The organism is Azonexus sp. IMCC34842, from assembly GCF_050368855.1.
In the GTDB taxonomy this organism is placed as follows: Bacteria; Pseudomonadota; Gammaproteobacteria; order Burkholderiales; family Rhodocyclaceae; genus Azonexus; species Azonexus denitrificans_A.
Genome location: NZ_CP178449.1, coordinates 3469680 through 3495869, shown reverse-complemented (window position 1 = coordinate 3495869; position 26190 = coordinate 3469680). Strand labels below are relative to the sequence as shown.

At 64.5% G+C, this 26190-nt stretch carries 23 protein-coding genes; 16 read left to right on the top strand and 7 right to left on the bottom strand.

Features of this window, described 5'->3' with window-relative positions:
- Positions 1 to 122 precede the first annotated feature (122 nt).
- Both ACLIKD_RS16515 and ACLIKD_RS16510 read left to right on the top strand, forming a co-directional pair.
- Positions 123 to 1484, top strand: a complete 1362-nt coding sequence (locus ACLIKD_RS16515) for a TIGR03118 family protein (protein WP_428825910.1) — start codon at positions 123 to 125, stop codon at positions 1482 to 1484.
- 112 nt (positions 1485 to 1596) lie between these two features.
- Positions 1597 to 2118 (top strand): hypothetical protein, encoded by a 522-nt coding sequence (locus tag ACLIKD_RS16510; RefSeq protein ID WP_428825909.1) that lies wholly within the window; start codon positions 1597 to 1599, stop codon positions 2116 to 2118.
- Positions 2119 to 2152: 34 nt separating this feature from the next.
- Here ACLIKD_RS16510 and ACLIKD_RS16505 read toward each other — a convergent pair whose 3' ends face one another.
- Together ACLIKD_RS16505 and ACLIKD_RS16500 are read right to left on the bottom strand one after the other, a co-directional pair.
- Positions 2153 to 2632 carry a TssQ family T6SS-associated lipoprotein gene (locus tag ACLIKD_RS16505; protein WP_428825908.1) on the bottom strand — a complete coding sequence of 160 codons (480 nt, stop codon included), beginning with the start codon at positions 2630 to 2632 and terminating at the stop codon, positions 2153 to 2155.
- An 11-nt stretch (positions 2633 to 2643) separates the two neighbouring features.
- Positions 2644 to 3966: a serine/threonine-protein kinase gene (locus ACLIKD_RS16500; protein WP_428825907.1), complete on the bottom strand. Its 1323-nt coding sequence runs from the start codon at positions 3964 to 3966 to the stop codon at positions 2644 to 2646.
- Between the two features lie 194 nt (positions 3967 to 4160).
- Between ACLIKD_RS16500 and ACLIKD_RS16495 the strand changes: the two genes are divergently transcribed.
- The 3 genes from ACLIKD_RS16495 (at position 4161) to ACLIKD_RS16485 (ending at position 6284) form a co-directional block, all read left to right on the top strand.
- Positions 4161 to 4982 carry a PP2C family protein-serine/threonine phosphatase gene (locus ACLIKD_RS16495; protein WP_226417341.1) on the top strand — a complete coding sequence of 274 codons (822 nt, stop codon included), beginning with the start codon at positions 4161 to 4163 and terminating at the stop codon, positions 4980 to 4982.
- A gap of 17 nt (positions 4983 to 4999) precedes the next feature.
- On the top strand, positions 5000 to 5698 hold the full coding sequence (locus ACLIKD_RS16490; RefSeq protein ID WP_428825906.1) for an FHA domain-containing protein: 699 nt from the start codon (positions 5000 to 5002) through the stop codon (positions 5696 to 5698).
- A 94-nt stretch (positions 5699 to 5792) separates the two neighbouring features.
- Positions 5793 to 6284 carry a thioesterase family protein gene (locus ACLIKD_RS16485; protein ID WP_428825905.1) on the top strand — a complete coding sequence of 164 codons (492 nt, stop codon included), beginning with the start codon at positions 5793 to 5795 and terminating at the stop codon, positions 6282 to 6284.
- A 21-nt stretch (positions 6285 to 6305) separates the two neighbouring features.
- Here ACLIKD_RS16485 and ppk2 read toward each other — a convergent pair whose 3' ends face one another.
- Positions 6306 to 7412 (bottom strand): polyphosphate kinase 2, encoded by a 1107-nt coding sequence (gene ppk2, locus ACLIKD_RS16480; protein ID WP_428825904.1) that lies wholly within the window; start codon positions 7410 to 7412, stop codon positions 6306 to 6308.
- A 58-nt stretch (positions 7413 to 7470) separates the two neighbouring features.
- Positions 7471 to 7926 carry a SixA phosphatase family protein gene (locus tag ACLIKD_RS16475; RefSeq protein ID WP_428825903.1) on the bottom strand — a complete coding sequence of 152 codons (456 nt, stop codon included), beginning with the start codon at positions 7924 to 7926 and terminating at the stop codon, positions 7471 to 7473.
- A gap of 244 nt (positions 7927 to 8170) precedes the next feature.
- Here ACLIKD_RS16475 and ACLIKD_RS16470 point away from each other — a divergent pair, with 244 nt between their 5' ends.
- From ACLIKD_RS16470 to ACLIKD_RS16445, 6 genes are all read left to right on the top strand, one after another.
- Positions 8171 to 8755 carry a CBS domain-containing protein gene (locus ACLIKD_RS16470; protein ID WP_428825902.1) on the top strand — a complete coding sequence of 195 codons (585 nt, stop codon included), beginning with the start codon at positions 8171 to 8173 and terminating at the stop codon, positions 8753 to 8755.
- Positions 8752 to 10173 carry a sigma-54 interaction domain-containing protein gene (locus ACLIKD_RS16465; RefSeq protein WP_428825901.1) on the top strand — a complete coding sequence of 474 codons (1422 nt, stop codon included), beginning with the start codon at positions 8752 to 8754 and terminating at the stop codon, positions 10171 to 10173. Before ACLIKD_RS16470 ends, ACLIKD_RS16465 begins: the two co-directional genes overlap by 4 nt.
- A 159-nt stretch (positions 10174 to 10332) precedes the next feature.
- Positions 10333 to 11730, top strand: coding sequence for a GntP family permease (locus ACLIKD_RS16460; RefSeq protein WP_226417323.1), 1398 nt, complete (start codon positions 10333 to 10335; stop codon positions 11728 to 11730).
- Positions 11731 to 11760: 30 nt separating this feature from the next.
- Complete coding sequence (locus ACLIKD_RS16455; protein ID WP_428825900.1) at positions 11761 to 13764, top strand: acyl CoA:acetate/3-ketoacid CoA transferase; 2004 nt, start codon at positions 11761 to 11763, stop codon at positions 13762 to 13764.
- A 112-nt stretch (positions 13765 to 13876) separates the two neighbouring features.
- Positions 13877 to 15007 (top strand): efflux RND transporter periplasmic adaptor subunit, encoded by a 1131-nt coding sequence (locus ACLIKD_RS16450; RefSeq protein WP_428825899.1) that lies wholly within the window; start codon positions 13877 to 13879, stop codon positions 15005 to 15007.
- On the top strand, positions 15004 to 18069 hold the full coding sequence (locus tag ACLIKD_RS16445) for an efflux RND transporter permease subunit (RefSeq protein WP_428825898.1): 3066 nt from the start codon (positions 15004 to 15006) through the stop codon (positions 18067 to 18069). The genes ACLIKD_RS16450 and ACLIKD_RS16445 overlap by 4 nt, the downstream gene beginning before the upstream one ends.
- Here the strand turns inward: ACLIKD_RS16445 and ACLIKD_RS16440 are convergent.
- Both ACLIKD_RS16440 and ACLIKD_RS16435 read right to left on the bottom strand, forming a co-directional pair.
- Positions 18066 to 18446, bottom strand: a complete 381-nt coding sequence (locus tag ACLIKD_RS16440; protein ID WP_226471718.1) for a hypothetical protein — start codon at positions 18444 to 18446, stop codon at positions 18066 to 18068. The genes ACLIKD_RS16445 and ACLIKD_RS16440 overlap by 4 nt on opposite strands.
- A gap of 167 nt (positions 18447 to 18613) precedes the next feature.
- Positions 18614 to 19201 (bottom strand): OmpA family protein, encoded by a 588-nt coding sequence (locus ACLIKD_RS16435; protein WP_226471717.1) that lies wholly within the window; start codon positions 19199 to 19201, stop codon positions 18614 to 18616.
- A gap of 191 nt (positions 19202 to 19392) precedes the next feature.
- Between ACLIKD_RS16435 and ACLIKD_RS16430 the strand changes: the two genes are divergently transcribed.
- The 5 genes from ACLIKD_RS16430 (at position 19393) to hemA (ending at position 24517) form a co-directional block, all read left to right on the top strand.
- Positions 19393 to 20391: a sulfate ABC transporter substrate-binding protein gene (locus tag ACLIKD_RS16430; RefSeq protein ID WP_226471716.1), complete on the top strand. Its 999-nt coding sequence runs from the start codon at positions 19393 to 19395 to the stop codon at positions 20389 to 20391.
- Positions 20392 to 21267 carry a sulfate ABC transporter permease subunit CysT gene (cysT, locus tag ACLIKD_RS16425; RefSeq protein WP_428825897.1) on the top strand — a complete coding sequence of 292 codons (876 nt, stop codon included), beginning with the start codon at positions 20392 to 20394 and terminating at the stop codon, positions 21265 to 21267.
- A complete protein-coding gene (gene cysW, locus ACLIKD_RS16420) occupies positions 21264 to 22127 on the top strand; it encodes a sulfate ABC transporter permease subunit CysW (protein WP_226417316.1) in 864 nt (287 codons plus the stop codon). The genes cysT and cysW overlap by 4 nt, the downstream gene beginning before the upstream one ends.
- Entirely contained in the window at positions 22127 to 23194 is a 1068-nt protein-coding gene (locus ACLIKD_RS16415) for a sulfate/molybdate ABC transporter ATP-binding protein (RefSeq protein ID WP_428825896.1), read from the top strand. The genes cysW and ACLIKD_RS16415 overlap by 1 nt, the downstream gene beginning before the upstream one ends.
- Positions 23195 to 23266: 72 nt before the next feature.
- Positions 23267 to 24517, top strand: a complete 1251-nt coding sequence (gene hemA, locus ACLIKD_RS16410) for a glutamyl-tRNA reductase (protein WP_428825895.1) — start codon at positions 23267 to 23269, stop codon at positions 24515 to 24517.
- On the opposite strand, the gene ACLIKD_RS16405 is transcribed toward hemA, so the two are convergent.
- A complete protein-coding gene (locus tag ACLIKD_RS16405) occupies positions 24470 to 26140 on the bottom strand; it encodes a GGDEF domain-containing response regulator (RefSeq protein ID WP_428825894.1) in 1671 nt (556 codons plus the stop codon). The genes hemA and ACLIKD_RS16405 overlap by 48 nt on opposite strands.
- Between the last annotated feature and the right edge of the window lie 50 nt (positions 26141 to 26190).

Genomic DNA, 26190 nt, shown 5'->3' with positions numbered 1-26190 from the left:
GGACAAACGTCGTACCCCGGTCGCTTGCGCCACCTCCATCAGGTCGGCAAGCGACCTTTCGCATTTACCGACCCAGCCAGCCGAGGTTTGCCAGCCACGTCGTCAAACCGGAGCTCGTCGTCATGAACAAATTCGCATCCCGCTACTGCACGGTACTCGCGCTGGCCGTCAGCAGCCTCTTCGCTTGCGGCGCCCAGGCGGCAGGCAGCAACGCCTACCAGCAAACCATCCTGGTCGCCAACGACGCGAAATACAACCCGACCATCATGGTCGACCCCAATCTGGTCAATCCCTGGGGCATCGCCCTGCGCCCGCCCGGTGCCGGCGGCCATTTCTGGACCAGCAATGCCGGTACCGGCACGACCACCACCTACATCGGCGACGTGCCCGGCCTGCCGCTCTATCAGGACGGCCTGAAGGTCGTACCGATCGTCACCAGTGCCTACGACAAGCAACTGCTCGAAACCGGGGCCGACGGCATCGCCCAGGTTACCGGCCAGGTTTACAACGCGGCCAGCGACTACGCCGGCCAACCCACCGAGTTCTACGTCAGCGGGCCGGCCATCAACTACTCGAACGGCAGCAACTACGGTACCGATTCCGGTTCGGCGAAGTTCATCTTCGTCACCCAGGATGGCACCATCAACGCCTGGCGCACCAAGACCGACCCCGGCATGCTTGAAGCCGTCGTCGTCAAGGACTACTCGATGGCCAGCAGCATCATTCCCGGGACGCAGGAGCCCGGTCAGCGCCGCCCCGGCTTCAACGGCGTGGCGCTCACTACCGACCGCTGGACGCTCGATGCCAACGGCAACAAGGTCGCCGACAACCGGCTCTACGTGGCCGATTTCGCCAACGGCAAGATCATGACTTTCGACAACCAGTGGAACGACATCTCGGCCTCGGCGCCGTTTGCCCGTCCGGCTGATCTCTCTGGAGTCTGGATGCCGTTCAATGTGCAGCAGCTTGGCGATGGCCGGATTTACGTCGCCTGGGTGGAAAACTTGCTGGAGATCGACGAGCCGACGGAAGAGATTCCGGGCGCCGGCATCGGCCGCATCGTCGCCTATGACCGCAACGGCAACATGCTGCAGGACTATAGCGACCACAGCCTGCTCAACGATCCGTGGGGGATGGTGATCGCCCCGGAAGGTTTCGGCGCTTTCAGCGGCGCCCTGCTGGTCGCCAATTTCGGCGACGGCACCATCGCCGCCTACGACCGCGTCACCGGTGCTTCACTCGGTTATCTGCGTGATGCGGACGGTAACGTTATCAGCATCGACGGCATCTGGGGCCTGACCTTCGGCAACGGTGTGCATCTCGGCGATGCCAAGAGCCTTTACTTCACCGCCGGCCCCGACGAGGAGCGCGATGGCATCTTCGGCAAGCTGACCGTCGCCGCCGTGCCGGAACCGGAAAGCTACGCCATGCTGCTGGCCGGCCTCGGTCTGATCGGCCTGGTCGCCCGGCGCCGGCGCAAGTAGCCATTATTGCCGGCCGGTTCGGAACCCAGGCGGTTTCTCGCCTGGGCTGTCCCGTGGACCGACTGGCCGCCCCCCGAACATTTTCATCGCTGACCAGATCGGAGCAACGCTCATGCTCGAAGTTCTGAAACCTCTCGCCTCGCTGTGGCACATCATTGCCTTTGCCTGCGGCTTCCTGTTCGTATTCCAGAGTTATCTGGCCCTGTTCGGCCAGGTCCGGTACGATCGCCGCCACAACCGGATCATTCGCTACGCCGACCGTCATCTCTGGTTGTCAGGCTTTGCCATCATCGCTATCGGCCTTTTGATCAACGGTCCGGAAACCTACCTGTCGAATCCCAAGCTGTGGACCAAGGTCACCCTGATCACAATTTGGGCGATCTCGACTGAAACCATCCGGGGTTACGCCTTACCCCGCCTCCGCCTTGGGCAGCGCCTGCCGATGCTGGTGGCCGGTACGGTCAGCCTGGCCTGCTGGATCTATGGCGCCTTCCTCGGTGTGGCCCATGGCCTGGCCTACGGCAAGGCACCGCTCTGGGCGCTGATGGCCGGCTTCCCGATCGTTCTGCTTGGCTTGTCGATCCTGGCGTTGAAGCTGAAAGCCTCGCTGGCACTCAGCGTGGACAATCCCTGAGCGGAGGGCGACGGTGCCATGCCGGCACCGCTCCTTATTTCTTGACGGGCTTGGCCGCCTTGAGCTTGCGGAAAACCGGCCCCCAACTCGGGTGGCCGGCTTCGGCGGCGGTCAGGCTGAAGGCCGGGTCGGCGGCGAGGGCCTTGGCGAACTCGTCGCGGCACTGCTTGCTCCGTTGGCTGACGCAGTGCATGAAAGCCAGGTATTTGTGCGCTTTGGCCTGGTCGCCGGGGGCTTCGAGACCGAGGGTGAGTGCCGCCTGCAGTTGCCGGGCCGAGGCTTTGTAGGTGCCGTTCTCGTAGCTGGCGATGCCGCTGGCCAGTTCCTGCTGCGCCTTGTCGAGTGGCGCGGTTGGCGCGCTGCCATCCCTGGTGTCCGCGCGGGATTCCTTCGCGGTCCGGGCGGCAGGCGTTTCGCTGTCCTTAGTCGTTGGGGCGGAGCAAGCGGCACACAAAAATACCAGGGCGAGCAGGCTCAGGGCACTGCGCAGCGGGGAAGGGCGGAGGGGTGACATCGGCAATGGCTTCATTCGAATTTGTGTTTGATGCGAAGGTTGGCGTCGGCGGCCAGATCGATATTTCGGCGATGCGGCGCGAAGTCGGCATTGCGGATTTCGATGCGGTGCTTGCCCGGCGGCAGCAGCAGTTCGGTTAGTGGCGGCGTGACGCCGGCCATTTTGCCGTCGACATAGACTTCGCCCCACGGGGCGATCGCCAGCCGGATGCGCCCGTTGGCTTCAGCCGGGGTGGTGGCGACCGGCGGGACGGCTTCCGGCGTCGCCGTGGCGGTAGGGGCCGCTGGTGCGCTGGCCGGGGGCGGCGTCGGCGGTGCATGGTCCGGAGTCTGTTGCGTGGTGTTCTCCGCTATGGCGGCGGCCAGTTGCGGCGGTTCCGTTGGCTGGTGCAGCAGCCAGCCAGCCAGCACGGCCAGCCCGAGCAGCGGCAGGCCGAAGCGCAGGGCGCGTTGCGGCCAGGCTGACCGGGTGGTCTTCCCGGCTTTCAAGGTTTTCAGCGGTACGGTCGCATCGCCGGGCTGTGCCGAGCGGGTCGAGGTAGCGGCGGCCGGCTTCTTCTGGGCCATTTTGGCGAGGCGACGATACTTGCGCAGCGCGCTGGCCATCTCGGCCGCACTCTGGAAACGCTTGTCCGGGTCCTTGGCCAGGGCGCGTGCGACGATGCGGTCGAAACCCTGCGGCAGATTCGGATGGTAGCTGGAGGGCAGCGGCGGGGCGCTGTTGAGCACCTGATAGAGGATCGCGTTCACGTTGTCGCCGGCGAACGGTGGCCGCCCGGCCAGCATTTCGTAGAGCACGACGCCGAGCGAGAAAACATCCGAGCGGCCGTCGGCCTTTTGCCCGGTCACCTGTTCCGGCGACATGTATTTCGGCGAGCCGAAGGCCGTCCCGGAGACGGTCAGCGAACCGCTCGGGATCAGTGCCACGCCGAAGTCGGCGATCTTCACCGCGCCGTTGTCGAGAACCATGATGTTGGCCGGCTTGATGTCGCGATGCACGACCTCGTTGGCATGGGCGAAAGCCAGTCCGTCGGCGACCTCGGCGGCGATTTCGGCGCAGCGCTCGGCCGGCATGGTCAGGCCGGAATCGAGTATGTCGCGCAGCGTCTGGCCGTTGAGAAACTCCATGGCGATGTAGGCCAGGTCGTCGCTCCGCCCGACGTCGTGGATGGTCACGATGTTCGGATGATTGAGTCGGCCGGCCGACTTCGCTTCGAGGTAGAAACGCTGTTCGAAAGCCTCGGCCTCCTCGCGCGACAGGCCGTTGCAGGCCACCGTCTTGATCGCCACCGTGCGATCGATCAGCGGATCGTGCGCCCGGTAGACGGTGCCCATGGCACCCCGTCCGAGCGTTCCGGTGATTTTGAAGCGACCTAGTTGCGCAAGTGACATCGGGATAGGGGCGGGCGGGGCATGCAAGGACAATGCCGGATATTGGGTTGTTGGGTCGTGGCTGTCAAGAAAGGCGCTCACGATGTGCTATATTTTGCGCCACTTCCCTTCTCCCGCCGGCTTTCCGGTCGAACAGCTTGAATCGCCTCCACCATCGTCTTGAACTTGCCTGCCTGTCCGATACCGGTCGGGTCCGTACGCTCAACGAGGATGCCGTCGCCGTCGATGGCGAGCATGGCATTGCCGTGATTGCCGACGGGATGGGCGGCCATCGTGCCGGCGAGGTGGCCAGCCGCATGGCCCTCGATATCTTGATGGAGCGCTTGCCGGCCAAGATCAGCCAGTTTCGCGCCGGGGCCAGGCAACCGATGCCGCTGCAGTTCGCCGAGCAGATCATCGCCGAGGCGAACCGGGCCGTTTACACCGCCGCCCGCCAGCAGACCGGCTGTGCCGGGATGGGTACGACGCTGGCCATGGTCCTTTTGCACGGCCGCAGCATGGCCTTGCTGCACGTCGGCGATTCGCGCATCTACCGCCTGCGCGACGGCCGCCTGCAACTGCTGACGCGTGACGATTCGCTGCTCCACGATCAGGTCGAACTCGGCGTGATCGCCATCGAGGATGCCCGCGAGTCGCACAACCGCCATCTGGTGACCCAGGCCCTCGGCATCGGCCCGAGCGTCTCGGTGCATCTGCAGGAAGAGCGGGTGAGCAGCGGCGATATTTTCCTGTTGTGCACCGACGGCCTGAGCGATCTGGTCGAAGAAGACGATATCGAGCTGATTGTCGATTCGCTGCAGACCAACCTGCCGCTGGCCGCCAGCCACCTGGTCCAGCTGGCCAACGACAACGGCGGCTACGACAATATTTCGTTGGCGCTGGTCCGCGTGCTCGACGGCCAGCCGGCGGTCGCCCGGCCCGGCTGGCTCGCCCGCCTGTTCGGCTGGCTGGCTTCCTAGACTGCGGAGAAACGATCTTGGCCAAACTGGTATTGAGTTTAAACGGCAACCTGCTGAACCAGTATTTCATCGACCAGACCACCCTCAGCATCGGGCGCGACAGTGGCAACGACATCGTCATCAACGATGCGCTGCTTAGCCGCGAACATGCCCGCATCGTCTGCTTCGGCGAGGATCACATCGTCGAGGACCTGGGCAGCAGCAACGGCAGCTCGGTCAATGGCTGTCCGCTGCAGCGGCAGATCCTGCATCACCGCGACGTCATCGAGCTCGGTACCCACCGGTTGTGCTATCTGAACACGCGCAAGTCGGCCGAGGTCGATCTCGAACGCACGATGCTGATCAAGGCGCTGCCGCAGACCGGCCAGCCAGCGGCCCATGCGCCGGCCTTCGTCATCCCCGCCTTGCGCCCGGCCCGCGCCTTGTGGCCGGAAGGGCGGGTCAAGGTGCTGGCCGGGCAGGGGCGCCATGTGATCGGCGAATGTGTCGGCCTGGATCGCGTCGTCACCACCTTCGGGATTCCCGGGGAGCAGCTCGCCGTGATCAGCCGGCGACCGCTGGGTTATTTCCTGACGCACGTCGAAGGGTCTCGCTTTCCCCGCGTCAATCAACGGGCGATCAATGGCGCGCCCTACGCCTTGAGTGACGGCGACCAGATCGAGGTCGCCGGATACCGCCTGCATTTCCGTCTCGGCGCCCTGACCGAGCGCGCCTGAACGCCGGCTTTCCGCTGAGTAAGCGAGTCCGTCGACTGTCGTGCTCTGGAAAATGGCATTGACCCGGCGCCCGGATGCTCACGATAATCGGCGGATGCCTGATACCCACTTACCCCATCGTCGTTCCAGCGCCGAGCAAAGCCGGCTGGAAGCGGTGCTGCGCGAGATGTTCGAGCACCGCATCTGTTTCAACGAAGTGCTTGGCCTGCAGGTCGCTTCTTTCGAGCCGGCCGCGCCAGCCCTCAGTTTTGCCATGCGTCCCGAGTTGATCGGCCATTATCTGCATGGCCGTCTGCACGGCGGCGTGATTGCCGCCAGCCTCGATACGGTGGCCGGCTTTGCCGTTACCGTCGCCATCGCCGAGAAATTCAACAGCGAAACGGCCGATCAGGTCGCCCAGCGCTTCGGCCGCCTCGGCACCATCGACCTGCGCACCGATTACCTGCGCCAGGGCATCGGCAAGAAATTTACGGCCACCGGCTGGCTTACCCGCCTCGGTGGCCGCATCGCCTCGGTGCAGATGAAGCTGGAAAACGAAACCGGCTTGCTGATCGCCACCGGCAGCGCCTCCTACGTCATCAGCTGAGCCCCGTCCGGGGCGGGCGGCTTAGAGAATCGGCAGGCCCTGCTGCTCGCCGCGTTCATAGACGACGTTGGCGCGGCCGACGATCAGCGGGTCGAGATTGCCGATCCGGTTGGTGTCCTTGTTGGTGTACGGCAGCTTGTGCAGCACGTAGCGCATGGCATTGAGCCGCGCCCGCTTCTTGCAGTTCGACTTGATCACCGTCCACGGCGCGTCGGCCGTATCGGTGTGGAAGAACATCGCTTCCTTGGCCTTGGTGTAGTCGTCCCACTTGTCGAGCGAGGCCATGTCGATCGGCGACAGCTTCCACTGTTTGAGCGGATGGACCTTGCGCTCGCCGAAACGCCGGCGCTGCTCTTCCTGGCTGACCGAGAACCAGAACTTGATCAGGTGGGTGCCGTTGCGCGCCAGCATGCGCTCGAATTCCGGTGCCTGGCGGACGAATTCGGCGTATTCGGCTTCCGAGCAGAAGCCCATGACCCGTTCGACGCCGGCCCGGTTGTACCAGGAACGGTCGAACAGCACGATTTCGCCGCTGGTCGGCAGATGTTCGACATAGCGCTGGAAGTACCATTGACCGCGCTCGATGTCGCTCGGCTTTTCCAGTGCGACGACGCGGGCGCCGCGCGGATTCAGGTGTTCCATGAAACGCTTGATGGTGCCGCCCTTGCCGGCCGCATCGCGGCCTTCGAAGAGAATCACCACCTTCTGCCCGGTTTCCTTGACCCAGGCCTGCAGCTTGAGCAGCTCGACCTGCAGGCGGTATTTCTGCCGCTCGTAGTTGCGGCGCTGCATCAGGTTCTTGTACGGGTAGCCGCCGTCGCGCCAGTCCTTGACCAGCTCCTCATCCGGGCTGGCGGGCAGTTGGTCGGCGACGACGCCCTGTTGTTTGAGCAGGTCGCGCAGTAAAGCCACCGACTCCTTGGTCGGCATGCCGGCGATCACGTCGCGCATGGCGCCCAGTTTTGTCTCTTCGGCGCCGGCCACTGCGCCATTCACGGAAAACTCTTCAATGCCGCTGGCGCTCGAGGTCGGGGCGATATCGCCGCGGGCGACGGCGCGCTGACGGGATGCCGGCTTTTTCGCGGCGGTGGCCGGCGGGGTAGTCGTTGTTTTTTTCCTGGTAACCATGCCTTCTCTCCATCCTCGGGTGCGAAGGTTTCATTTCACGGCAAAGGTGCAGCCTTGTCTACTCCAGCAGTTCGACCGGGATCACGGCGCGCAGCACGGTCTGGGTTTCGCCCCGGCGGACGCGGTTGGTCAGCCACCACAGGGCGCCTTTCTTGATGCTCCAGTCGGTTTCGTGCCCGCCCAGCAGCAGCGCCGCGAGGCGGCCGAGCGAAGGCTGGTGGCCGATCAGCAGTACCGAGCCGGTGGCCTGGGGCCAGCCGGACGCGGCGATCAGTTCGGAGACGCAGGCTTCGGGACCGATCTTGCGCTGGGTCTCGAACGGCAGCTTGAGCGCCTCGGCGGTCTGTTGCGTCCGGATCGCCGGGCTGGCGATGATGCGCAGATCCTTGGGCTGATGGGCATGGATCCAGGCCGCCATGGTCCGCGCCTGTTTCTGGCCGCGCTCGGTCAGGCGCCGCTTCAGGTCATCTTCGCCATCCTCGGCTTCGGCATGGCGCCACAACAACAAATCCATCGCTCTGTCTCCGGAAAAAGCCGGCATGGTGACCTCCGATTGTTACCGCAACATTGCCGGATTATAGGTTGCGCTGGCGCCGGCCAAGGGCCGCCCGCGTCCGGCCCGCTCTAAGGGTTTTCCCGCGGTCTCTTGCCAAGGGGCGGAAATCGCCGAATACTCGCAAAGCCGGTGGGCGACTCAAAAAAATATGGCCTCCGGCTTTCGGCTGAATTTATCGAACGCTGAACGGATGGAGACAATCATGACGCTAGCAGCCAAGGTGCGGACGCACAAACTTTCCCCTAATGCCGGCCTGTGCGCGGCCGGTTTCAACCTGATCGGCGCCGATTCGCCGGCGATCGAGGCGATGACCGATTTTTTCCGGGTCAATGCGGTGACCATCGCGGCCGGCGCCTCGCTGGCCGAGGCCAACGCCCGGATGATTTCGCGCGGCGTGCGCCTGCTGCTGGTGAGTGCCGGCGATGAGCAGATCGACGGGCTGATTTCGGCGCGCGACCTTCTCGGCGAGCGGCCGATACAACTGGCCCAGTCGCGCGGCGGCAAGCGTGATGAGCTGACGGTGCGCGACCTGATGGTGCCGGCGGCCAGCATCGACACGCTCTATCTCAACGAAGTGCTGAACGCCCGCGTCAGCGATATCCTCGAGGCACTGAAAAGCCTGGGGCGGCAGCACATCATGGTCGAGGACATCGACCCGGCGAGCGGCCAGCCGCGGCTGCGCGGCGTCTTCTCAGCGACGCAGATCGGCCGGTTGCTCGGCGTGCCGGTACTCGGCTTCGATCTGCCCCAGACTTTCGCCGAAATCGAAGCGGCGCTCGCCAATTGATCCCGGTTCCGAACGGCCGGCCGGCGCGGGAAGACTTGCGGGAGCTGGCGGAGCAATCGCTGCTCGCGCATTTCGCCGATGTCTGCGAAGGGACGATCATCGTCGATGGCGCGGCCAACGTCGTCTGGATGACCGACCGTTATGCCCACCATCTCGGCATCGCCGATCCGCTGGCGAGCATCGGCCGGCCGGTCGAGGAAGTCATTCCGAACAGCCAGATGCGTCAGGTGATCGAAAGCGGGCGGCCGATCATGCTCGACATCATGGATTTCGGCCAAGGGGCCTTCGTCGTCACCCGGCTGCCGCTGCGCGATGCGGCGGGGCAGGTGGTCGGCGCCGTCGGCTTCATGCTCTACGACGACCCGCGTCATCTGGCGCCGGTGTTTTCCCGTCACCAGCGTCTGCGCGCCGATCTGGCCGAGGCCGAGCGCAAGCTGGCCGAAGCCCGGCGCACCAAGTACACCTTTTCCAGTTTCGTCGGTATCGGGCCGGCCTGTAGCGAGCTCAAGCTGGCGGCCCGGCGGGCGGCCCGCACCACTTCGTCGGTGCTGATCCTCGGCGAAACCGGCACCGGCAAGGAATTGCTGGCCCAGGCGATCCATGCCGCCAGTCCACGCGCCAGCGGGCGTTTTGTTGCGGTGAACATCGCCGCCGTGCCGGAAACCCTGCTCGAAGCGGAGTTCTTCGGTGTCGCCGCCGGCGCCTATACCGGGGCAGATCGCCGCGGGCGGGTCGGCAAGTTCAAGCTGGCCGATGGCGGCACGCTCTTCCTCGACGAGATCGGCGACATGTCGCTCGCCTTGCAAGCCAAGCTGCTGCGCACCTTGCAGGAGCACGAGTTCGAGGCCGTCGGCTCGAACCGGCTGGAGACCGTCGATGTCCGGGTGATCGCGGCGACCAGCCGCAATCTCGAACAGATGGTGGCGGCCGGCAGTTTCCGCGCCGATCTCTATTACCGGCTCAATGTCATTACGCTGAAGACGCCGTCGCTGCGCGACCGGCCGGAGGATTTTTCGCTGCTCGCCGAGCACCTGGTGGACCACATCTGCCGGCACCAGGGCATGCCGGTGCACGGCATCACCCCGGCCGCCATCGAGCGGCTGCGTCTGCACGACTGGCCGGGCAATGTGCGCGAGCTGTCGAACGTGCTGGAGCGGGCGCTGTTGATGTCGGACGCCTACCTGATCGATGCCGTCGATCTCGACCGCCTGATGCCGGCCGTCAGCGTCCCTCCGGCGCCCGGTGCGGCGAGCGGCGGCGGCATGGCCGAGGCGGTGGCGCAGGCCGAGCGCGAGGCGATCCAGCTCGCCCTCGGGCAGGCGCACGGCAACAAGGCGCAGGCGGCCCGGCTGCTCGGCATTTCCCGGGCGGCGCTGTACGAGAAGATTGCCGTGCTGGGAATCTTGACGGCGGCCTGAGTGTCTGCCAGGCCGGACAGCATGTCCGCCCGGGCAGACGCAATGGCGAGGGGCGGCCGGCTTGGCCAAGGCCGGTTTCCATTACTTTCAACGGCTTGGGTTTCTGGCACAAGGCGTGCGAGGGAGACGGTTCCGCAATAATTCATAAAGGAGACAACAGTGGACTTTCTCATCGTACTGGCCGCCCTGGCCTTTCTGATGTTCGTGGCCTATCGCGGCTACAGCGTCATCCTCTTCGCCCCGATCGCCGCCCTCGGGGCGGTCCTCTTCGTCGATCCCAATCTGGTCGCCCCGATGTTTACCGGCCTGTTCATGGACAAGATGGTCGGCTTCGTCAAAAACTTCTTCCCGGTCTTCCTGCTTGGCGCCGTCTTCGGCAAGGTGATCGAGCTCTCCGGCTTTTCGAAGGCCATCGTCGCTTCGGTGATCAACTTCATCGGCCGTGAACGGGCCATGCTCTCCATCGTCATCGTCTGCGCCCTGCTGACCTACGGCGGCGTCTCGCTGTTCGTCGTGGTCTTCGCGGTCTATCCGTTCGCCGCCGAGATGTTCCGCCAGGGTGGCATTCCCAAGCGCCTGATCCCCGGCACCATCGCCCTCGGCGCCTTCACCGTGACGATGGATTCGCTGCCCGGCACGCCGCAGATCCAGAACATCATCCCGACCACCTTCTTCAAGACCGACATCTATGCCGCACCGTGGCTGGGCATTATCGGCGCCGCCTTCATCCTGATCTGCGGCCTGGCCTACCTCGAATCGTGCCGGCGTCGGGCGGCGGCTGCCGGCGAAGGTTACGGCGACGGTCACAGCAACGAGCCGGAACCGTTCGAACACGAAAAACTGGCGCATCCGCTGATCGCCATCCTGCCGCTGATCATGGTCGGCGTGATGAACAAGGTGTTCACTACCGCCATTCCGCTGCTCTACGGCGAGAAGGTTTCCTTCATTCCCGCCGTGATCGGCAAGGCGGCGCCGGTCGTCCAGCAGACCAAGGCTGTCGCCGCCATCTGGGCCGTCGAAGGCGCCCTGCTGGTCGGCATCGCCACGGTCTTCGTCTTTGCCTGGAGAAACGTCTTCAGCAAGTTTGCCGAAGGCAGCAAGGGGGCCATCGGCGGCGCCCTGCTGGCCACCATGAATACCGCTTCCGAATACGGTTTCGGCGCGGTGATCGCCGCCCTGCCGGGCTTCCTGGTCGTCGCCAACGCCCTGTCGGCGATTCCCAATCCGCTGGTCAATGAGGCGATCACCGTCACCGCGCTGGCCGGCATCACCGGCTCCGCCTCGGGCGGCATGGGCATCGCGCTGGCGGCCATGGCCGAGACCTTCATCGCCAACGCCCAGGCGGCCGGCATTCCGCTCGAGGTCTTCCACCGCGTCGCCTCGATGGCTTCCGGCGGCATGGACACGCTGCCGCACAACGGCGCCGTCATCACGCTGCTCGCCGTCACCGGCCTGACCCATCGCCAGTCGTACAAGGACATTTTCGCCATCACCATCATCAAGACCGTGGCGGTGTTCGTGGTGATCGGCGTGTATTACGCGACCGGTATTGTTTGATCCGCCAATAAATATAAAGAGGAGACAAAAATGGCCCTTACCCGTCACCCGATGGCCGCCTCGCTGCGCGCTTCCGATACCGGCAAGGTCGTCACGGCGCGCGATGCCGTGCGCCTGATCAAGGACGGCGACACCGTCGCCACCGGCGGTTTCGTCGGTATTGGCTTTGCCGAGAACATTGCGATTGCCCTGGAAGAACGCTTTCTCGAAGGCGAACAGGCCGACATGCACGGCCTCGGCAGCCCGCGCAACCTGACCCTGGTCTATGCCGCCGGACAGGGCGACGGCAAGGAACGGGGGCTCAACCACCTCGGCCATGACGGCCTGGTCGGCCGGGTGATCGGCGGCCACTGGGGGCTGGTCCCCAAGCTGCAGCAACTGGCGGTGGCCAATCGCATCGAAGCCTACAACCTGCCGCAAGGGGTGATCACCCACATGTTCCGCGACATCGCCGCGGGCAAGCCCGGCACCATCACCCGGGTCGGCCTCGGCACCTTCGTCGACCCGCGCTTCGGCGGCGGCAAGCTGAACGAGATGACGACCAAGGAGGTCGTCCGGCTGATGGAAATCGACGGCGAGGAATATCTGTTCTACAAGGCGCTGCCGATCAATGTCGGGATCATTCGCGGCACGACGGCCGACCCGGACGGCAACATCACCATGGAGAAGGAGGCGCTGACGCTGGAAGCGCTGGCCATCGCCATGGCGGCGCGCAATTCGGGCGGCATCGTCATCGTCCAGGTCGAGCGGATCGCCGAGCGCGGCACGTTGAACCCGCGTCAGGTGAAGATTCCCGGCATCATGGTCGACTGCGTGGTGGTCGCCGAAAAGCCGGAATACCACATGCAGACTTTCAGCGAACCGTACAGCGCGGCTTTCGCCGGCGAGATCAAGGTGCCGATGTCGGCGATCGCCGCGATGCCGATGAGCGAACGCAAGATCATCGCCCGCCGGGCGGCGCTCGAATTGCAGGCGAATGCCGTGGTCAATCTCGGCATCGGCATGCCGGAAGGCGTCGCCAATGTCGCAGCCGAAGAGCAGGTGATCGACCTGCTGACCCTGACCGCCGAACCCGGCGTGATCGGCGGCGTGCCGGCCGGCGGCCTGAGTTTCGGGGCGGCGACCAACGCCCAGGCGATCATCGACCAGCCCAGCCAGTTCGATTTCTACGATGGCGGCGGGCTGGACATCGCCTTCCTCGGTCTGGCCCAGGCCGACCGCCAGGGCAATCTCAACGTCTCCAAGTTCGGCCCGCGCCTGGCCGGGGCCGGCGGCTTCATCAACATTTCGCAGAATGCCAAGAAAGTGGTCTTCGTCGGCACCTTCACCGCCGGCAATCTGGAAGTCGCGGTGAACGAAGGCAAGCTGCAGATCATCGAGGACGGCAAGGCGACCAAGTTCGTCGAGGAAGTCGAACACCGCACCTTCAGCGGTTCGCAGGCCGCCAAGTGGGGCAAGACCGTGCTCTACATCACCGAGCGCTGCGTTTTCAAGCTGACCGCCGACGGGCTGGAATTGATCGAAGTCGCGCCGGGCATCGATCTGCAAACGGATATTCTCGAGCGGATGGCCTTCACGCCGATCATGCATGAGCCGCCCAAGCTGATGGATCCCCGCATCTTTGTCGATCAGCCGATGGGCATTCGCCCGGCGATGCTCGAACGTCCGCTGGCCGAGCGCCTTTCCTACGATGCTGCGCAGGACCTGTTTTTTGTCGATTTCGCCGGCCTCTCGGTACGCAGCGAAAACGACATCACGCGCATTCTCGAAGCGGTCGAAGCCGCCTTGGCGCCGATCGGCCACAAGGTCAATGCCATCGTCAACTACGACCGCTTCTCGATCGTGCCGGAACTGGTCGATGACTACATCGGCATCGTCAAGGGCATCATGGAGCGTCACTATCACAATGTGACGCGCTACACCGCCAGCACGTTCCTGCGCATGAAGCTCGGCGAAGCGCTGGAAAAACAGCAGATCGCACCGCAGATCTACGAGAATGCCGACGAGGCGGAAGGCAATCTACGCAAGGGCTGATCACCACACCGTCATTTGTTGGCCGGGGTCGGCGGCGGGCAGGCTATCATTCGCCGATTGCCGCCCCACCGGGGGCGGCTTCCCTCAGGTCGCAGTCGACACAGGTTTTTGCATGAAACTCTTTTCTTCGGGGCCGCTTGCCAAGCGGCAGACCCGCGTCGGGCTGGTGCTGGTTGCCGTGCTGGCAGCCGGCGCCTTTTTCTTTGCCGGCCCGGCCGCGAAAAAGCCGGCGGCGACGGTCGCGCCAGCCGCCAAGCCGGCGCTGACGGTCAGTTTGATCTCGCTGCAGGCGGAGGACTGGCCGCAAGTGCTGCCGGCCAACGGCAATGTCGTGGCCTGGCAGGAGGCGGTGATCGGGCCGGAAATCAGCAATTACCGGATTACCGAAGTGCTCGTCCAGGTCGGCGATCAGGTTCGCCAAGGCCAGGCCCTGGCCCGCATCGCCAGCGACACGGTGGCCAGCGAACTCGCCGAAGCGCAGGCCAGCGTGGCCGAGGCCCAGGCCAGCGCAGCGGAAGCGAAGGGCAATGCCGAGCGGGCCACGGAACTGAAGGCCAAGGGTTTCTACAGCTCGCAACTCAATACCCAGTTCCAGACGGCCCAGCATACCGCCGCCGCCCGGCTGGCCGCGGCGCGTGCCCGGCAGCAGGCGGCCGAAGTGAAAATGAGCAAGACCAACGTGCTGGCTCCGGATGCCGGTGTGATCTCGGCGCGCAGCGCGACCGTCGGTTCGCTGACCCAATCCGGGCAGGAACTGTTCCGGCTGATTCGCGGCGGCCGGCTGGAATGGCGGGCCGAAGTCCCGTCGACCGACCTGGTCTACCTCAAGCCCGGCCTGGCCGCGGTCCTGATCAGCCCGAATGGCGGAACGGTGCGCGGTAGCGTGCGGGTCGTTGCACCGAGCGTCGATCCGCAGACCCGTAACGGGCTGGTCTATGTCGATTTGCCGGCTACCGACGCTGTCCGCGCCGGCATGTTCGCGCGCGGCGAATTCCAGCTGGCGCAACGTCCGGCGCTGACCCTGCCGCAAACGGCGGTGGTCCTGCGCGAAGGCTTTGCCTACGCTTTCCGGCTGGACGGCGCCGATCGCGTCGCCCAGGCCAAGGTGACGCTCGGCCGGCGTCTCGGGGAACGCGTCGAGATCGTTTCCGGGCTGGCGGCGGATGCCCGGGTGGTCGAGAACGGCGCCGGCTTCCTGGCCGATGGCGATGCCGTGAAGGTTGTCGAAGGCAGCAAGCCGTGATCAACGTTTCGTCCTGGTCGATCCGCAATCCGACGCCGGCCATTCTCTTTTTCCTGCTGCTCACGCTGGCCGGTTTGCTGGCCTTCAAGGGCATGAAGATCCAGCAGTTCATGGATATCGATCTGCCGATGGTCACCGTCACCGCCTCGCTGCCCGGCGCCGCGCCGGCCCAGATGGAGACCGAGGTGGCGCGCAAGATCGAAAATTCGGTCGCCACCCTGCAGGGCATCAAGCATATCTACACCAAGGTGCAGGATGGCACGGCCATCGTCACCATCGAATTCCGCCTCGAGAAGCCGACCCAGGAAGCGGTCGACGACGTCCGCGATGCGGTGTCGCGGATTCGTTCCGACCTGCCGGGCGACCTCAAGGACCCGGTGATCAGCAAGATCAACGTCGCCGGTGCGCCGATCCTGACCTACACCGTGGCGTCGAGCCGGATGGACGACGAGGGGCTGTCGTGGTTCGTCGACAACACGGTCAGCAAGGCCATGCTCAGCGTCCGTGGGGTCGGCGCCGTGGCGCGGGTCGGCGGGGTGACGCGGGAAGTGCATATCGCACTCGATCCGGCCCGTCTGCTGGCCTTGAACGCGACGGCGGCGGATATTTCGCGGCAATTGCGCCGGATTCAGCAGGAAGCCTCGGGCGGCCGGGCCGACGTCGGCGGTATCGAGCAGTCGGTGCGCACCATTGCCACCGTAAACTCGGCGGCCGAACTGGGAGCGCTGGACATGGTCCTCTCGGACGGCCGGACGATCCGCCTCGATCAGGTGGCGACGGTCAGCGACACAGTGGCCGAGCAACGCTCGGCGGCATTGCTCAACGGCAAGCCGGTGGTCGGTTTTGAAATTACGCGCAGCCGCGGGGCCGGCGAAGTCGAGGTCGCCGAGGGCGTGCGCGCGACGCTGCAAAAGCTGCAAGCTGATCACCCCGATATCACCGTCACCGAAGCCTTCAATTTCGTCGATCCGGTCGAGGAGAATTTCGACGGTTCGATGGCGCTGCTGATCGAAGGCGCCATCCTTGCCGTCATCGTCGTCTGGCTCTTCCTGCGCGACTGGCGGGCGACGCTGGTTTCGGCCACCGCCTTGCCGCTGTCGATCATCCCGGCCTTTGCCGTGATGTATTTGATGGGCTTCACACTCAACGTCGTGACGCTGCTCTCGATGTCGCTGGTCGTCGGCATTCTGGTCGATGACGCCATCGTCGAAATCGAGAACATCATGCGCCACCTGCGCATGGGCAAGACGCCCTACCAGGCGGCGATGGAAGCGGCCGACGAAATCGGCCTGGCGGTGATCGCGACGACCTTTACTCTGATCGCCGTCTTCCTGCCGACCGCTTTCATGAGCGGGGTGGCCGGAAAATTCTTCATCCAGTTCGGGTGGACTGCCGCCATCGCCGTTTTCTTCTCATTGGTCGTCGCCCGCATGCTGACGCCGATGATGGCCGCCTACATTCTCAAACCGCCCCGCCGCGACCACCCGGAGCCGCGCTGGATGACGATGTACGTCGGCTGGGTGGGCAAGTGCATGCGGCACCGGGTTTTGACGATGCTGGCGGCGGCGGCTTTTTTCCTCGGCTCGTTCGCGCTGGTGCCGTTTCTGCCGACCGGCTTCATGCCGCCGGACGATCTCTCGCAGACCCAGGTCTACCTGTCGCTGGCGCCGGGCAGCACGTTTCAGGAAACCTTCGCCGTCGCCGAGAAGGCCCGGCTGATCGTCGAAAAAAATTCGCATGTCAAAATGGTTTACACGGCGATCGGCGGCGGCGCGGCCGGCAGCGATCCGTTCGCCCCGCGCGGCGCCTCCGAGGTGCGCAAGGCGACACTGACCATCAATCTGACACCGCGCCAGCAGCGCGGCGGCGTCACCAAGCAGAGCATCGAGCGCGAGTTCCGGACGATGCTGACCGAATTGCCCGGCGTTCAGGTCAAGGTCGGCCTGGGGGGCGCCAACGAAAAATATGTCCTGGTCCTGACCAGCGAAAACGGCCCGCAGCTGTCCGAGCATGCCCGGCTGGTCGAGCGCGAGTTGCGCGGCATTCCCGGTATCGGCAATGTCACGACGACGGCCAGTCTGGTCCGTCCGGAGCTGGTCATTCGCCCCGATTTCGCCCGCATGGCCGATCTCGGCGTCACCTCGGCGGTCATTGCCGACACCTTGCGCATCGCCACGGCCGGCGATTACGACCAGAGTCTGGCCAAGCTCAATCTGGCGCAGCGCCAGGTGCCCATCGTCGTCAAATTGCCGCCGGCGGCGCGTCAGGATCTGAGTCTGCTGGCTCGGCTGACGGTGCCCAGCCAGCACGGTCCGGTGATGATCGCCAATGTCGCATCCTTGAGCCTGGCCGGCGGGCCGGCCGAGATCGACCGCTACGACCGGCTGCGCAACATCAATTTCGAGATCGAACTGAACAACCAGCCGCTCGGCGAAGTCGAGAAACAGGCCCTGGCCCTGCCCAGTCTGAAAACCCTGCCGCCCGGCGTGCAGCAGACGACGGTCGGCGATGCCGAGGCGATGGGCGAGCTGTTCCAGAGCTTCGCCCTGGCCATGGCGACCGGCGTGCTGTGCATCTACATCGTGCTGGTGCTGCTCTTCAAGGATTTCGTCCAGCCGGTGACCATCCTGGCGGCGCTGGTTCTTTCGGTGCCCGGGGCTTTCCTGGCGCTGTTCATCAGCCAGACCGCCTTGTCGATGCCGTCGATGATCGGGCTGATCATGCTGATGGGCATCGCCACCAAGAACTCGATCCTGCTCATCGATTACGTCATCCTCGCCCGCCGCGAACATGGCCTCGACCGTTGGCACGCGCTGCTCGACGCCTGCCGCAAGCGGGCCCGGCCGATCGTCATGACGACGGTGGCGATGGGCGCCGGGATGATGCCGATCGCCCTGGGCATCGGCACCGACCCGAGCTTCCGGGCGCCGATGGCGATCGTCGTGATCGGCGGCCTGGTGACGTCGACCTTCCTCAGCCTGCTGGTGATCCCGGTGGTGTTTACCTACGTCGACGACCTGATCGCCCTGGTGCGCGCCAAAGTCGGCTTGCCGCCGCACTAACCCGGCGGTTCGGCGTCCTGATCGAGCAGCCGCTCGCATTCCTGCATGAAGGTTTCGGCGATCTCCGAGTGATAGTTCGGGTCGAGGGCCTCGGTCATCTCGTGGGCGGTATACAGCCCGGCCTCGCGCGACAGCGTGCCGGCGATCTGGCGGGCCAGCTGATCGCTCAGGCCTGACAGCTTGCGCCGTTCGGCATGGCTGAGCAGGCGTTTCGTGCGCCCCAGCCAGTCGGCGGCCAGCGTTGCCCCCTGGGCTTCGGTCAGCCACTGGCCGTGCTCGTAGTAAATCGTCAGGCGTTCGGCGGCCAGCGCGAAGATCAATGCAATGCACGTTCCGCGATCGCTGACAGCCGATTGCGCAGCCTTCTCCCGAATCATCTGCCGCCTTTACTGTGTGGTGTTGCGGAACCTTAGCACGGCGGGCTGCCGGCAGCTTGCCGCCGAGCCGCTACCGGGATCAGGCCAAACGGGCCGCCAAAAACAAAGGCCTCGCATGTTGCCGCGAGGCCTTGCCGTTGCCCGAGCCCGCCGTCGGCGGGCCGAACTTATTGTTCCTTTTCGTAAACCACGTCGGCCCGGCGATTTTCTGCCCACGATTCTTCATCATGGCCCTTCAGCTTCGGACTCGATTCGCCGAGCGACTTGATCAGCACCTGCTTTTCCGGGGCGCCGTGGCCGATCAGCGTCGAGCGGACGGTTTCGGCCCGTTTCAGACCGAGGCGCCGGTTGAAGTCGGCACTGCCGCGTTCGTCGGCGTTGCCTTCGATGCGCAGTCGGGCGTTCGGATTGCTGGCCAGGTAGCGGGCATGGGCGCGCAAGGCCGGATCGTAGTCGGCCTTGAGGTCGGCACTCTTGTAATCGAAATAGACGCTGCGCTGGGTGCGCAGGCCGGCCTCGTCCATCCGGATCGGCGTTTCGGCGCGCTCGGCGGCCGGGCTGGCGCTGACCGGGCTGGTGCCGGCCGGTCGGGGTTCCGGCTGGAGCTCCGGCGGCACCGGCTGGCCGAGCAGTCCCGGATGCACCTTGAGCGAGCCGGTCTGGGGAATATGCTTGCTGGGCGGAATGTCCTTGGTTGAAACACAGGCGGCGAGCAGGGAGGACAGCAGTAGGGTGACCGGCAGGGAGGTGCGCATCTTGATTTCGGCGACGTGAGGAAGCCCGAATGATAGCCTCTTTGGGGCATTGACGAACAGGGTTCAATGCTCGGCCGGGCTTCCCGCTGGTCTGCCGATTATTGCAGTTCATAATAAGTAAATTCACAAAACGTCTTTGTTGTTATAACCGAGTCGGCTAAATTGCGTCCTCGTATCCACTGAGGTGAGCCATGACCCAATTCCGCAAATCGATTTCCGGCCTGCTGCTGGCGCTGGTGGCCGGCGCCGCCCTGGCCGATGCGACGCTGCTCAATGTGTCGTACGACGTGGCGCGCGATGTGTACAAGGACTACAACCCGCTGTTCCAGAAATACTGGAAGGCCAAGTCCGGCGAAAGCCTCGAACTGAAGCAGTCGCATGGCGGCTCGACCAAGCAGGTGCGGGCGGTGGCCGACGGCCTGGAGGCCGATGTGGTGACGATGAACCAGGCCAACGACATCGAGTTCCTCGCCGACAAGGGATTGGTGGCCAAGGACTGGGCGCAGAAATTCCCGAACAATGCTTCACCCTATACTTCGACGATGGTCTTCATCGTCCGCAAGGGCAATCCGAAGGCGATCAAGGATTGGGCCGATATCGCGGCACCCGGCGTGCAGATGATCATTCCGCATCCAAAAAACACCGGCAACGGCCGCAACACCTATCTCTCGGCCTGGGCCTGGGCGCTCAAGCAGCCGGGTGGCAACGACAAGAGCGCCCAGGAATTTCTCGGCAAGCTGCTGAAGAACGCGCCGCTGTTCGCCGCCGGCGGTCGCGACGCGACGACGACCTTCATGCAGCGGCAGATGGGCGACGTGCTGATCACCTTCGAATCGGAGGCCGAGATGATCGCCAAGGAATTCGGCAAGGGCAACTTTGAAGTGGTTTACCCGAGCCTGACCCTGCAGACCGAGTTCCCGGTTGCGCTGATCGACAAGGTGGTGGACAAGAAGGGCACGCGCAAGCAGGCGCAGGCTTATCTCGATTACCTGTGGTCGAAGGAAGGCCAGGAAAATGCCGCGCAGAACTACCTGCGGCCGCGTGATCCGGAGATCCTGAAAAAATACGCCCAGTCCTTCCCGCCGGTGAAGACCTTCACCGTCGACACGGTGTTCGGTAGCGCGACCAAGGCGTTCGCGGTGCACTTCAAGGACGGCGGCACTTTCGACCAGATTTACCAAAGCAAGTAAATGGCGACAAAAACGCATCGCGTGTTGCCCGGCTTCGGTCTGGCGTTGGGCTACACGCTGGTTTATCTCTCGTTGCTGATCCTGCTGCCGCTCGGTGGCATGGTGCTCAAGGCATCCGAACTCGGCGTCGGACAGATCATCGATATCGCGCTCGGCGAGCGCTCGCTGGCCGCCTTTCGCGTGACTTTCGGGGCGTCCCTGGCGGCGGCGGCGGTCAACGCCTTTTTCGGTCTGATCGTCGCCTGGATCCTGGTGCGCTATTCCTTCCCCGGCAAGCGCTTCGTCGATGCCCTGGTCGATCTGCCATTCGCGCTGCCGACGGCTGTCGCCGGCATCACGCTGGCCACGCTGTATGCCGGCAACGGCTGGCTGGGCCGCTATCTCGAGCCGCTCGGCGTGAAAGTGGCGTACACGCCGCTCGGCATCGTCTTTGCGCTGACCTTCATCACCCTGCCTTTTGTCGTGCGCACGTTGCAGCCGGTGATCGAGGATATCGAAACCGAGGTCGAAGAGGCGGCGGCCTCGCTCGGCGCCTCGCGCTGGCAGACTTTTACCCGGGTCATCTTTCCGGCCATCTTTCCGGCCCTGCTGACCGGCTTCGCGCTGGCCTTTGCCCGGGCCATCGGCGAGTATGGCTCGGTGATCTTCATCGCCGGCAATTTGCCGATGATTTCTGAAATCACTCCGCTGCTGATCATCTCCAAGCTCGAGCAGTACGACGTGCTGGGGGCGACGGCACTGGCCGTCGTCATGCTCGTCCTTTCCTTTCTGCTGCTGCTCGGCGTCAATGTGCTGCAGTGGTGGACGGCCAACCGCCACAAGCATGGCGAGCCGCTCGAAGCGACCGCGGCCAAGGCTGCCGGAGGTGCACAATGAAAACAAACCGGGCAGCCCAGGAGGCCGGCTGGGTCCGCTATACCCTGCTGACGGTCGGCCTCGGCTTTCTCTTTTTCTTCCTTGGCTTGCCGCTCGTTGCGGTTTTCGTCGAGGCGCTGGCGCAGGGCGTGCCGCTCTATGTCGAGGCCTTGAAGGAACCCGAGACGCGCTCGGCGATCTGGCTGACCGTCGGCATCGCCGTTGCCGTGCTGCCTTTCAACATCGCCTTTGGCGTGGCGGCGGCCTGGGCCATCGCCAAGTTCGAGTTCAAGGGCAAGAGCCTGCTGATCACGCTGATCGATCTGCCGTTCGCCGTTTCGCCGGTGGTTGCCGGCCTGATCTTCATCCTGTTGTTCGGGGCGCAGGGCACGTTCGGCGCCTGGCTTTCGGAGCACGATCTGAAAATCATCTTCGCCGTGCCCGGCATGATCATCGCCACGCTGTTCATCACCTTCCCGTTCATCGCCCGCGAACTGATTCCGCTGATGCAGGCGCAGGGCAAGGACGAGGAAGAGGCGGCGGTGTCGCTCGGCGCTTCCGGCTGGCAGATGTTCTGGCGGGTGACGCTGCCCAATATCAAGTGGGGCCTGCTCTACGGCGTGATCCTCTCCAATGCCCGGGCGATGGGCGAATTCGGCGCGGTCTCCGTGGTTTCCGGCCACATTCGTGGCGAAACCAATACCCTGCCGCTGCACGTCGAAATCCTCTACAACGAATACAACGCCATCGGCGCCTTCGCCGCGGCTTCGATCCTTGCCTTGCTCGCCCTGGTCACGCTGGTCGCCAAGGCCACCGTCGAATGGCGGATGAAGAAGGAAACCGAAATGCTGAATACCGTGCTGGCGCCGGAGAAAACCTGATGAGCATCGAAATCCGCAATATCTCCAAGCGCTTCGGCAATTTCGTCGCGCTCGACAACATCAACCTCGCCATCCCGACCGGCGAACTGGTCGCCCTGCTCGGTCCCTCCGGCTGCGGCAAGACGACGCTGCTTCGGATCATCGCAGGGATGGAAAGCGCCGATGGCGGCGAGGTGCTGTTCTCCGGGACCGACGCCAGCCACCTGCACGTCCGCGAGCGCGAGGTCGGTTTCGTCTTCCAGCACTACGCGCTGTTCCGTCACATGACGGTATTCGAGAACGTCGCTTTCGGCCTGCGCGTCAAGCCGCGCAAGGAGCGGCCGGCCGAGGCCGAGATCAAGCGCCGGGTGATGGAATTGCTCGGCCTGGTCCAGCTCGACTGGCTGGCCGACCGCTATCCGTCGCAACTGTCCGGCGGTCAGCGCCAGCGCATCGCGCTGGCCCGGGCGCTGGCCGTCGAGCCGAAGGTGCTGCTGCTCGACGAGCCGTTCGGCGCGCTCGACACCAAGGTGCGCAAGGAGCTGCGCCGCTGGCTGCGCCGCCTGCACGACGACATGCACATCTCCAGCGTCTTCGTCACGCACGACCAGGAAGAGGCGCTGGAAGTGGCCGACCGGGTGGTGGTGATGAATCACGGCAAGATCGAGCAGATCGGCTCGCCGGACGAGGTTTACTCAAGTCCGGCTTCGCCCTTCGTCTATCAGTTCCTCGGCAACGTCAATGTCTTCCATAGCCGGGTCCAGGGTGCCTATGCCGAAGTCGAGCGCGGCGAAGCGACGGAAAAGACCACGGCTTTTGTCCGCCCGCACGATATCGACATCACCCATCAACCGATCGAGGACGGCCTGCAGGCGACCGTCCAGCACGTCCATCCGATCGGTCCGGTGGTGCGCGTCGAGCTGCTGCACGAACGCGAGATCATCGAAGTCGAGCTGTCGCGCGAGCGGCACGAGTCGCTGCAACTGGCGCCCGGCCAGTCGGTGTGGTTCAGGCCGCGGCAGATGAAGGTCTTCGGGGTCGACGAGGTGGCGTGCCCGACGCCGGAAAAGCAGGCGTTTCTGTTCTGAGCCCGGTCAAGGAGGGCGCCTGGGGGCGGGTGCTATAATCGCCACCCATTTCGTGTCCGCCAGCCCAAACCGGTGATCTTTACCCTCGGCATCAATCATCACTCCGCGCCCCTCGCTATTCGTGAGCGGGTGGCGTTCAATGCCGACAAGCTGCATCAGGCGCTGGCCGATCTGGTGCATAGTCAGCCGGTCAAGGAGGTGGCGATCCTGTCCACCTGCAACCGCACCGAAATTTACTGCGCCGCCGAAACGCCGGACGTGGTGATCGACTGGCTGGCCCGCTATCACCAGGTCGAGCGCAGCGAAATCGCCCCCTATCTGTACACCCACGACCAGCCGGAAGCCATTCGCCATGCCTTCCGGGTGGCCAGCGGCCTCGACTCGATGGTCATCGGCGAGCCGCAGATCCTCGGCCAGATGAAAGACGCCGTGCGCGTCGCCGAAGAGAGCGGGACGCTCGGCACCCAGCTGCACAAGCTGTTCCAGCGCTCATTCTCGGTCGCCAAGGAAGTACGCAGCACGACGGCGATCGGCGCCAATATCGTGTCGATGGCGGCGGCCGGCGTGCATCTGGCCGAACGGATTTTCGAGTCGATCGAGACGCAGCGCATCCTGTTCATCGGCGCCGGCGAAATGATCGAGTTGTGCGCCACCCATTTCTGCGCCCGTCATCCGAAGCAGGTGACCATCGCCAACCGCACGCTGGAACGCGGCCGGGCGCTGGCCGAGCGCTTCAACGGCACGGCCATTCGTCTCGACGAACTGGGCGAGCATCTGGCGCAGAACGATATCGTCGTTTCCTGTACCGCCAGCCCGGTGCCGATCATCGGCCTCGGCCTGGTCGAACGGGCGATCAAGGCCCGGCGGCACCGGCCGATGTTCATGATCGACCTGGCCGTGCCGCGCGATATCGAAGAGGAAATCGGTGATCTCGACGACGTTTTTCTCTACACCGTCGACGATCTCGCGCTGGTCGTCGAGAGCGGCCTGGAATCGCGCCAGGCGGCGGTAGTCGAGGCCGAGACGATTATCGCCAACCGGGTGCAGGACTTCATCGGCTGGCTGCAATCGCGGGATACCGTGCCGGTCATTCGTTCCCTGCGCGATTCGGCCGAGCGTATGCGCCGGCACGAACTCGAACACGCGATGAAGTTGCTGGCCAAGGGCGAGTCGGCTGAGAAGGTGCTCGATCAACTGTCGCATCGCCTGACCAACAAGCTGCTGCATGCGCCGACCCAGGCCCTGAATCTGGCCGATGGTCAGGAGCGCCTCGAACTACAGTCGGCGGTTGGCCGGCTTTTCCATCTCCACGCCAACGACTGAGTCGCCAGCGGCCAGCGGGGACGCCATGACCAGCCGGTTGCGGCCGGTGCGCTTGGCTTCGAGTAGGGCGTTGTCGGCCGCCTCGATCAGGGTCGCCGCCGTCAGATAGTTCGGCAGACAGGCGACGCCGCAACTGAAGGTGGCGCGCAGGGCGCCATGGGCATGGGCGTGTGGCAGGTTGGAAAAATCTTGACGGATCTGGTCGAGCAGGCTGACCGCCCGGTCGGTCTCGATGTCGGAGAGCGCCAGAATGAATTCCTCGCCGCCGTAGCGGCCGACCAGATCGGTGTTGCGCAAACGGCCGCGGAGCAGCCAGGCCAGGCTGCGGATGACCTGATCGCCGACCGGGTGGCCGTAGTTGTCATTGACCGACTTGAAAAAATCGATATCGATCATCGCCACGACCAGTCGGCCGGCCGTCGAGACGGTCTGCAGCATGCGCTCCAGCTGGCCCTTGGCGGTCGAGTGGTTGAGCAGGCCGGTCAGGCTGTCATGGCGGCCGGAATGGAGCATTTCCCGGTAGCGCTCGATCTTCGTCTTGACGACCGAGGCGAGGATGATCGGATTGACCGGCTTGGTCAGGAACTGGTCGCCGCCGAGGCGCAAGGCTTCGACCTGCAGCGCGATGTCGGTTTCGCTCGACAGGTAGATCACCGGCAGGGCATGGAATTCGGGAATCTGCCGTAGCGCGCTGGTCACCTCGACGCCGGTGCAGAACGGCATGTGCATGTCCATCAGGATGGCGTCGGGCTGGTAGTCGGCGGCCGCTTCGAGCAGGGTTCGCGGGTCGTTGATGGCGCGGCTGTCGATGCCCTGCTGGGTAAGCGAACGGCGGATATGGGCGACGGCCGTGGCGGAGTCCTCGACGACCAGCACGCGGTGCGTTTCGTGTTCGTGTGTCTGGACCAGATCGAGAATGCGCGACAGCACGTCGCTGACCTTGTTGCCGACCGGCACACAGGTGTCGGCGCCGGCCCGTTGGAGCAGCACGATGCTTTCCAGATTCGAGGGCACCGACAGGCAGTAGAAATAGCTGGTCGGAAAAAGCGTCCGCAACTCCATGATGCACGAAACGCTAATCGGCGGATAAATGCAGCCTTCCCGATCCGGGATGAAGACGATGGCCAGCGGCGCTTCGGCACTATCCGGCCGGCTCCCCCAGCGCAGTTCTTCCGGCGTGAAGCCGAAAAAGGCGAGTTGCTCGGCCAGCGCGGCGGTCCACGGGTGCATGGCCCGGGAAACGATCAACACCCGCCGCGGGTAATCTCTCAGGTCGTCGCTGTTGCTTGGCGCGTCGGCTAGGCGCCGGGTCGTCACGGCCGGCGTTTCGTGGCGGCGCAGTTCGCCGAGGATGATGCTCAGTTTGCGTTCGATGGCGATGGCCTGTTCGATCGCCACCGGGTGCATCGAGCTGTCGCCGAACAGCGCCAGCGCGGTGTTTTCGAGTTCCTGACAGGCGCGCACCAGCCCCGGCAGGTGCAGGCGGTTGAGTTGCTCGGTCAAACCGTTCAGGAGCAGGGTGAATTCGACGAACAGGTCGAATTCACCGGACTCGCGATAGTTTGTCCAGTGCTGTTCCAGGGTTTCCGCCAGGGCAATGACGGAATGGGAGATATGGGGCATCGCGTAGGGGTATCCGGAATCGGGCGATTATGCGGGATGCGTCGGCTGCT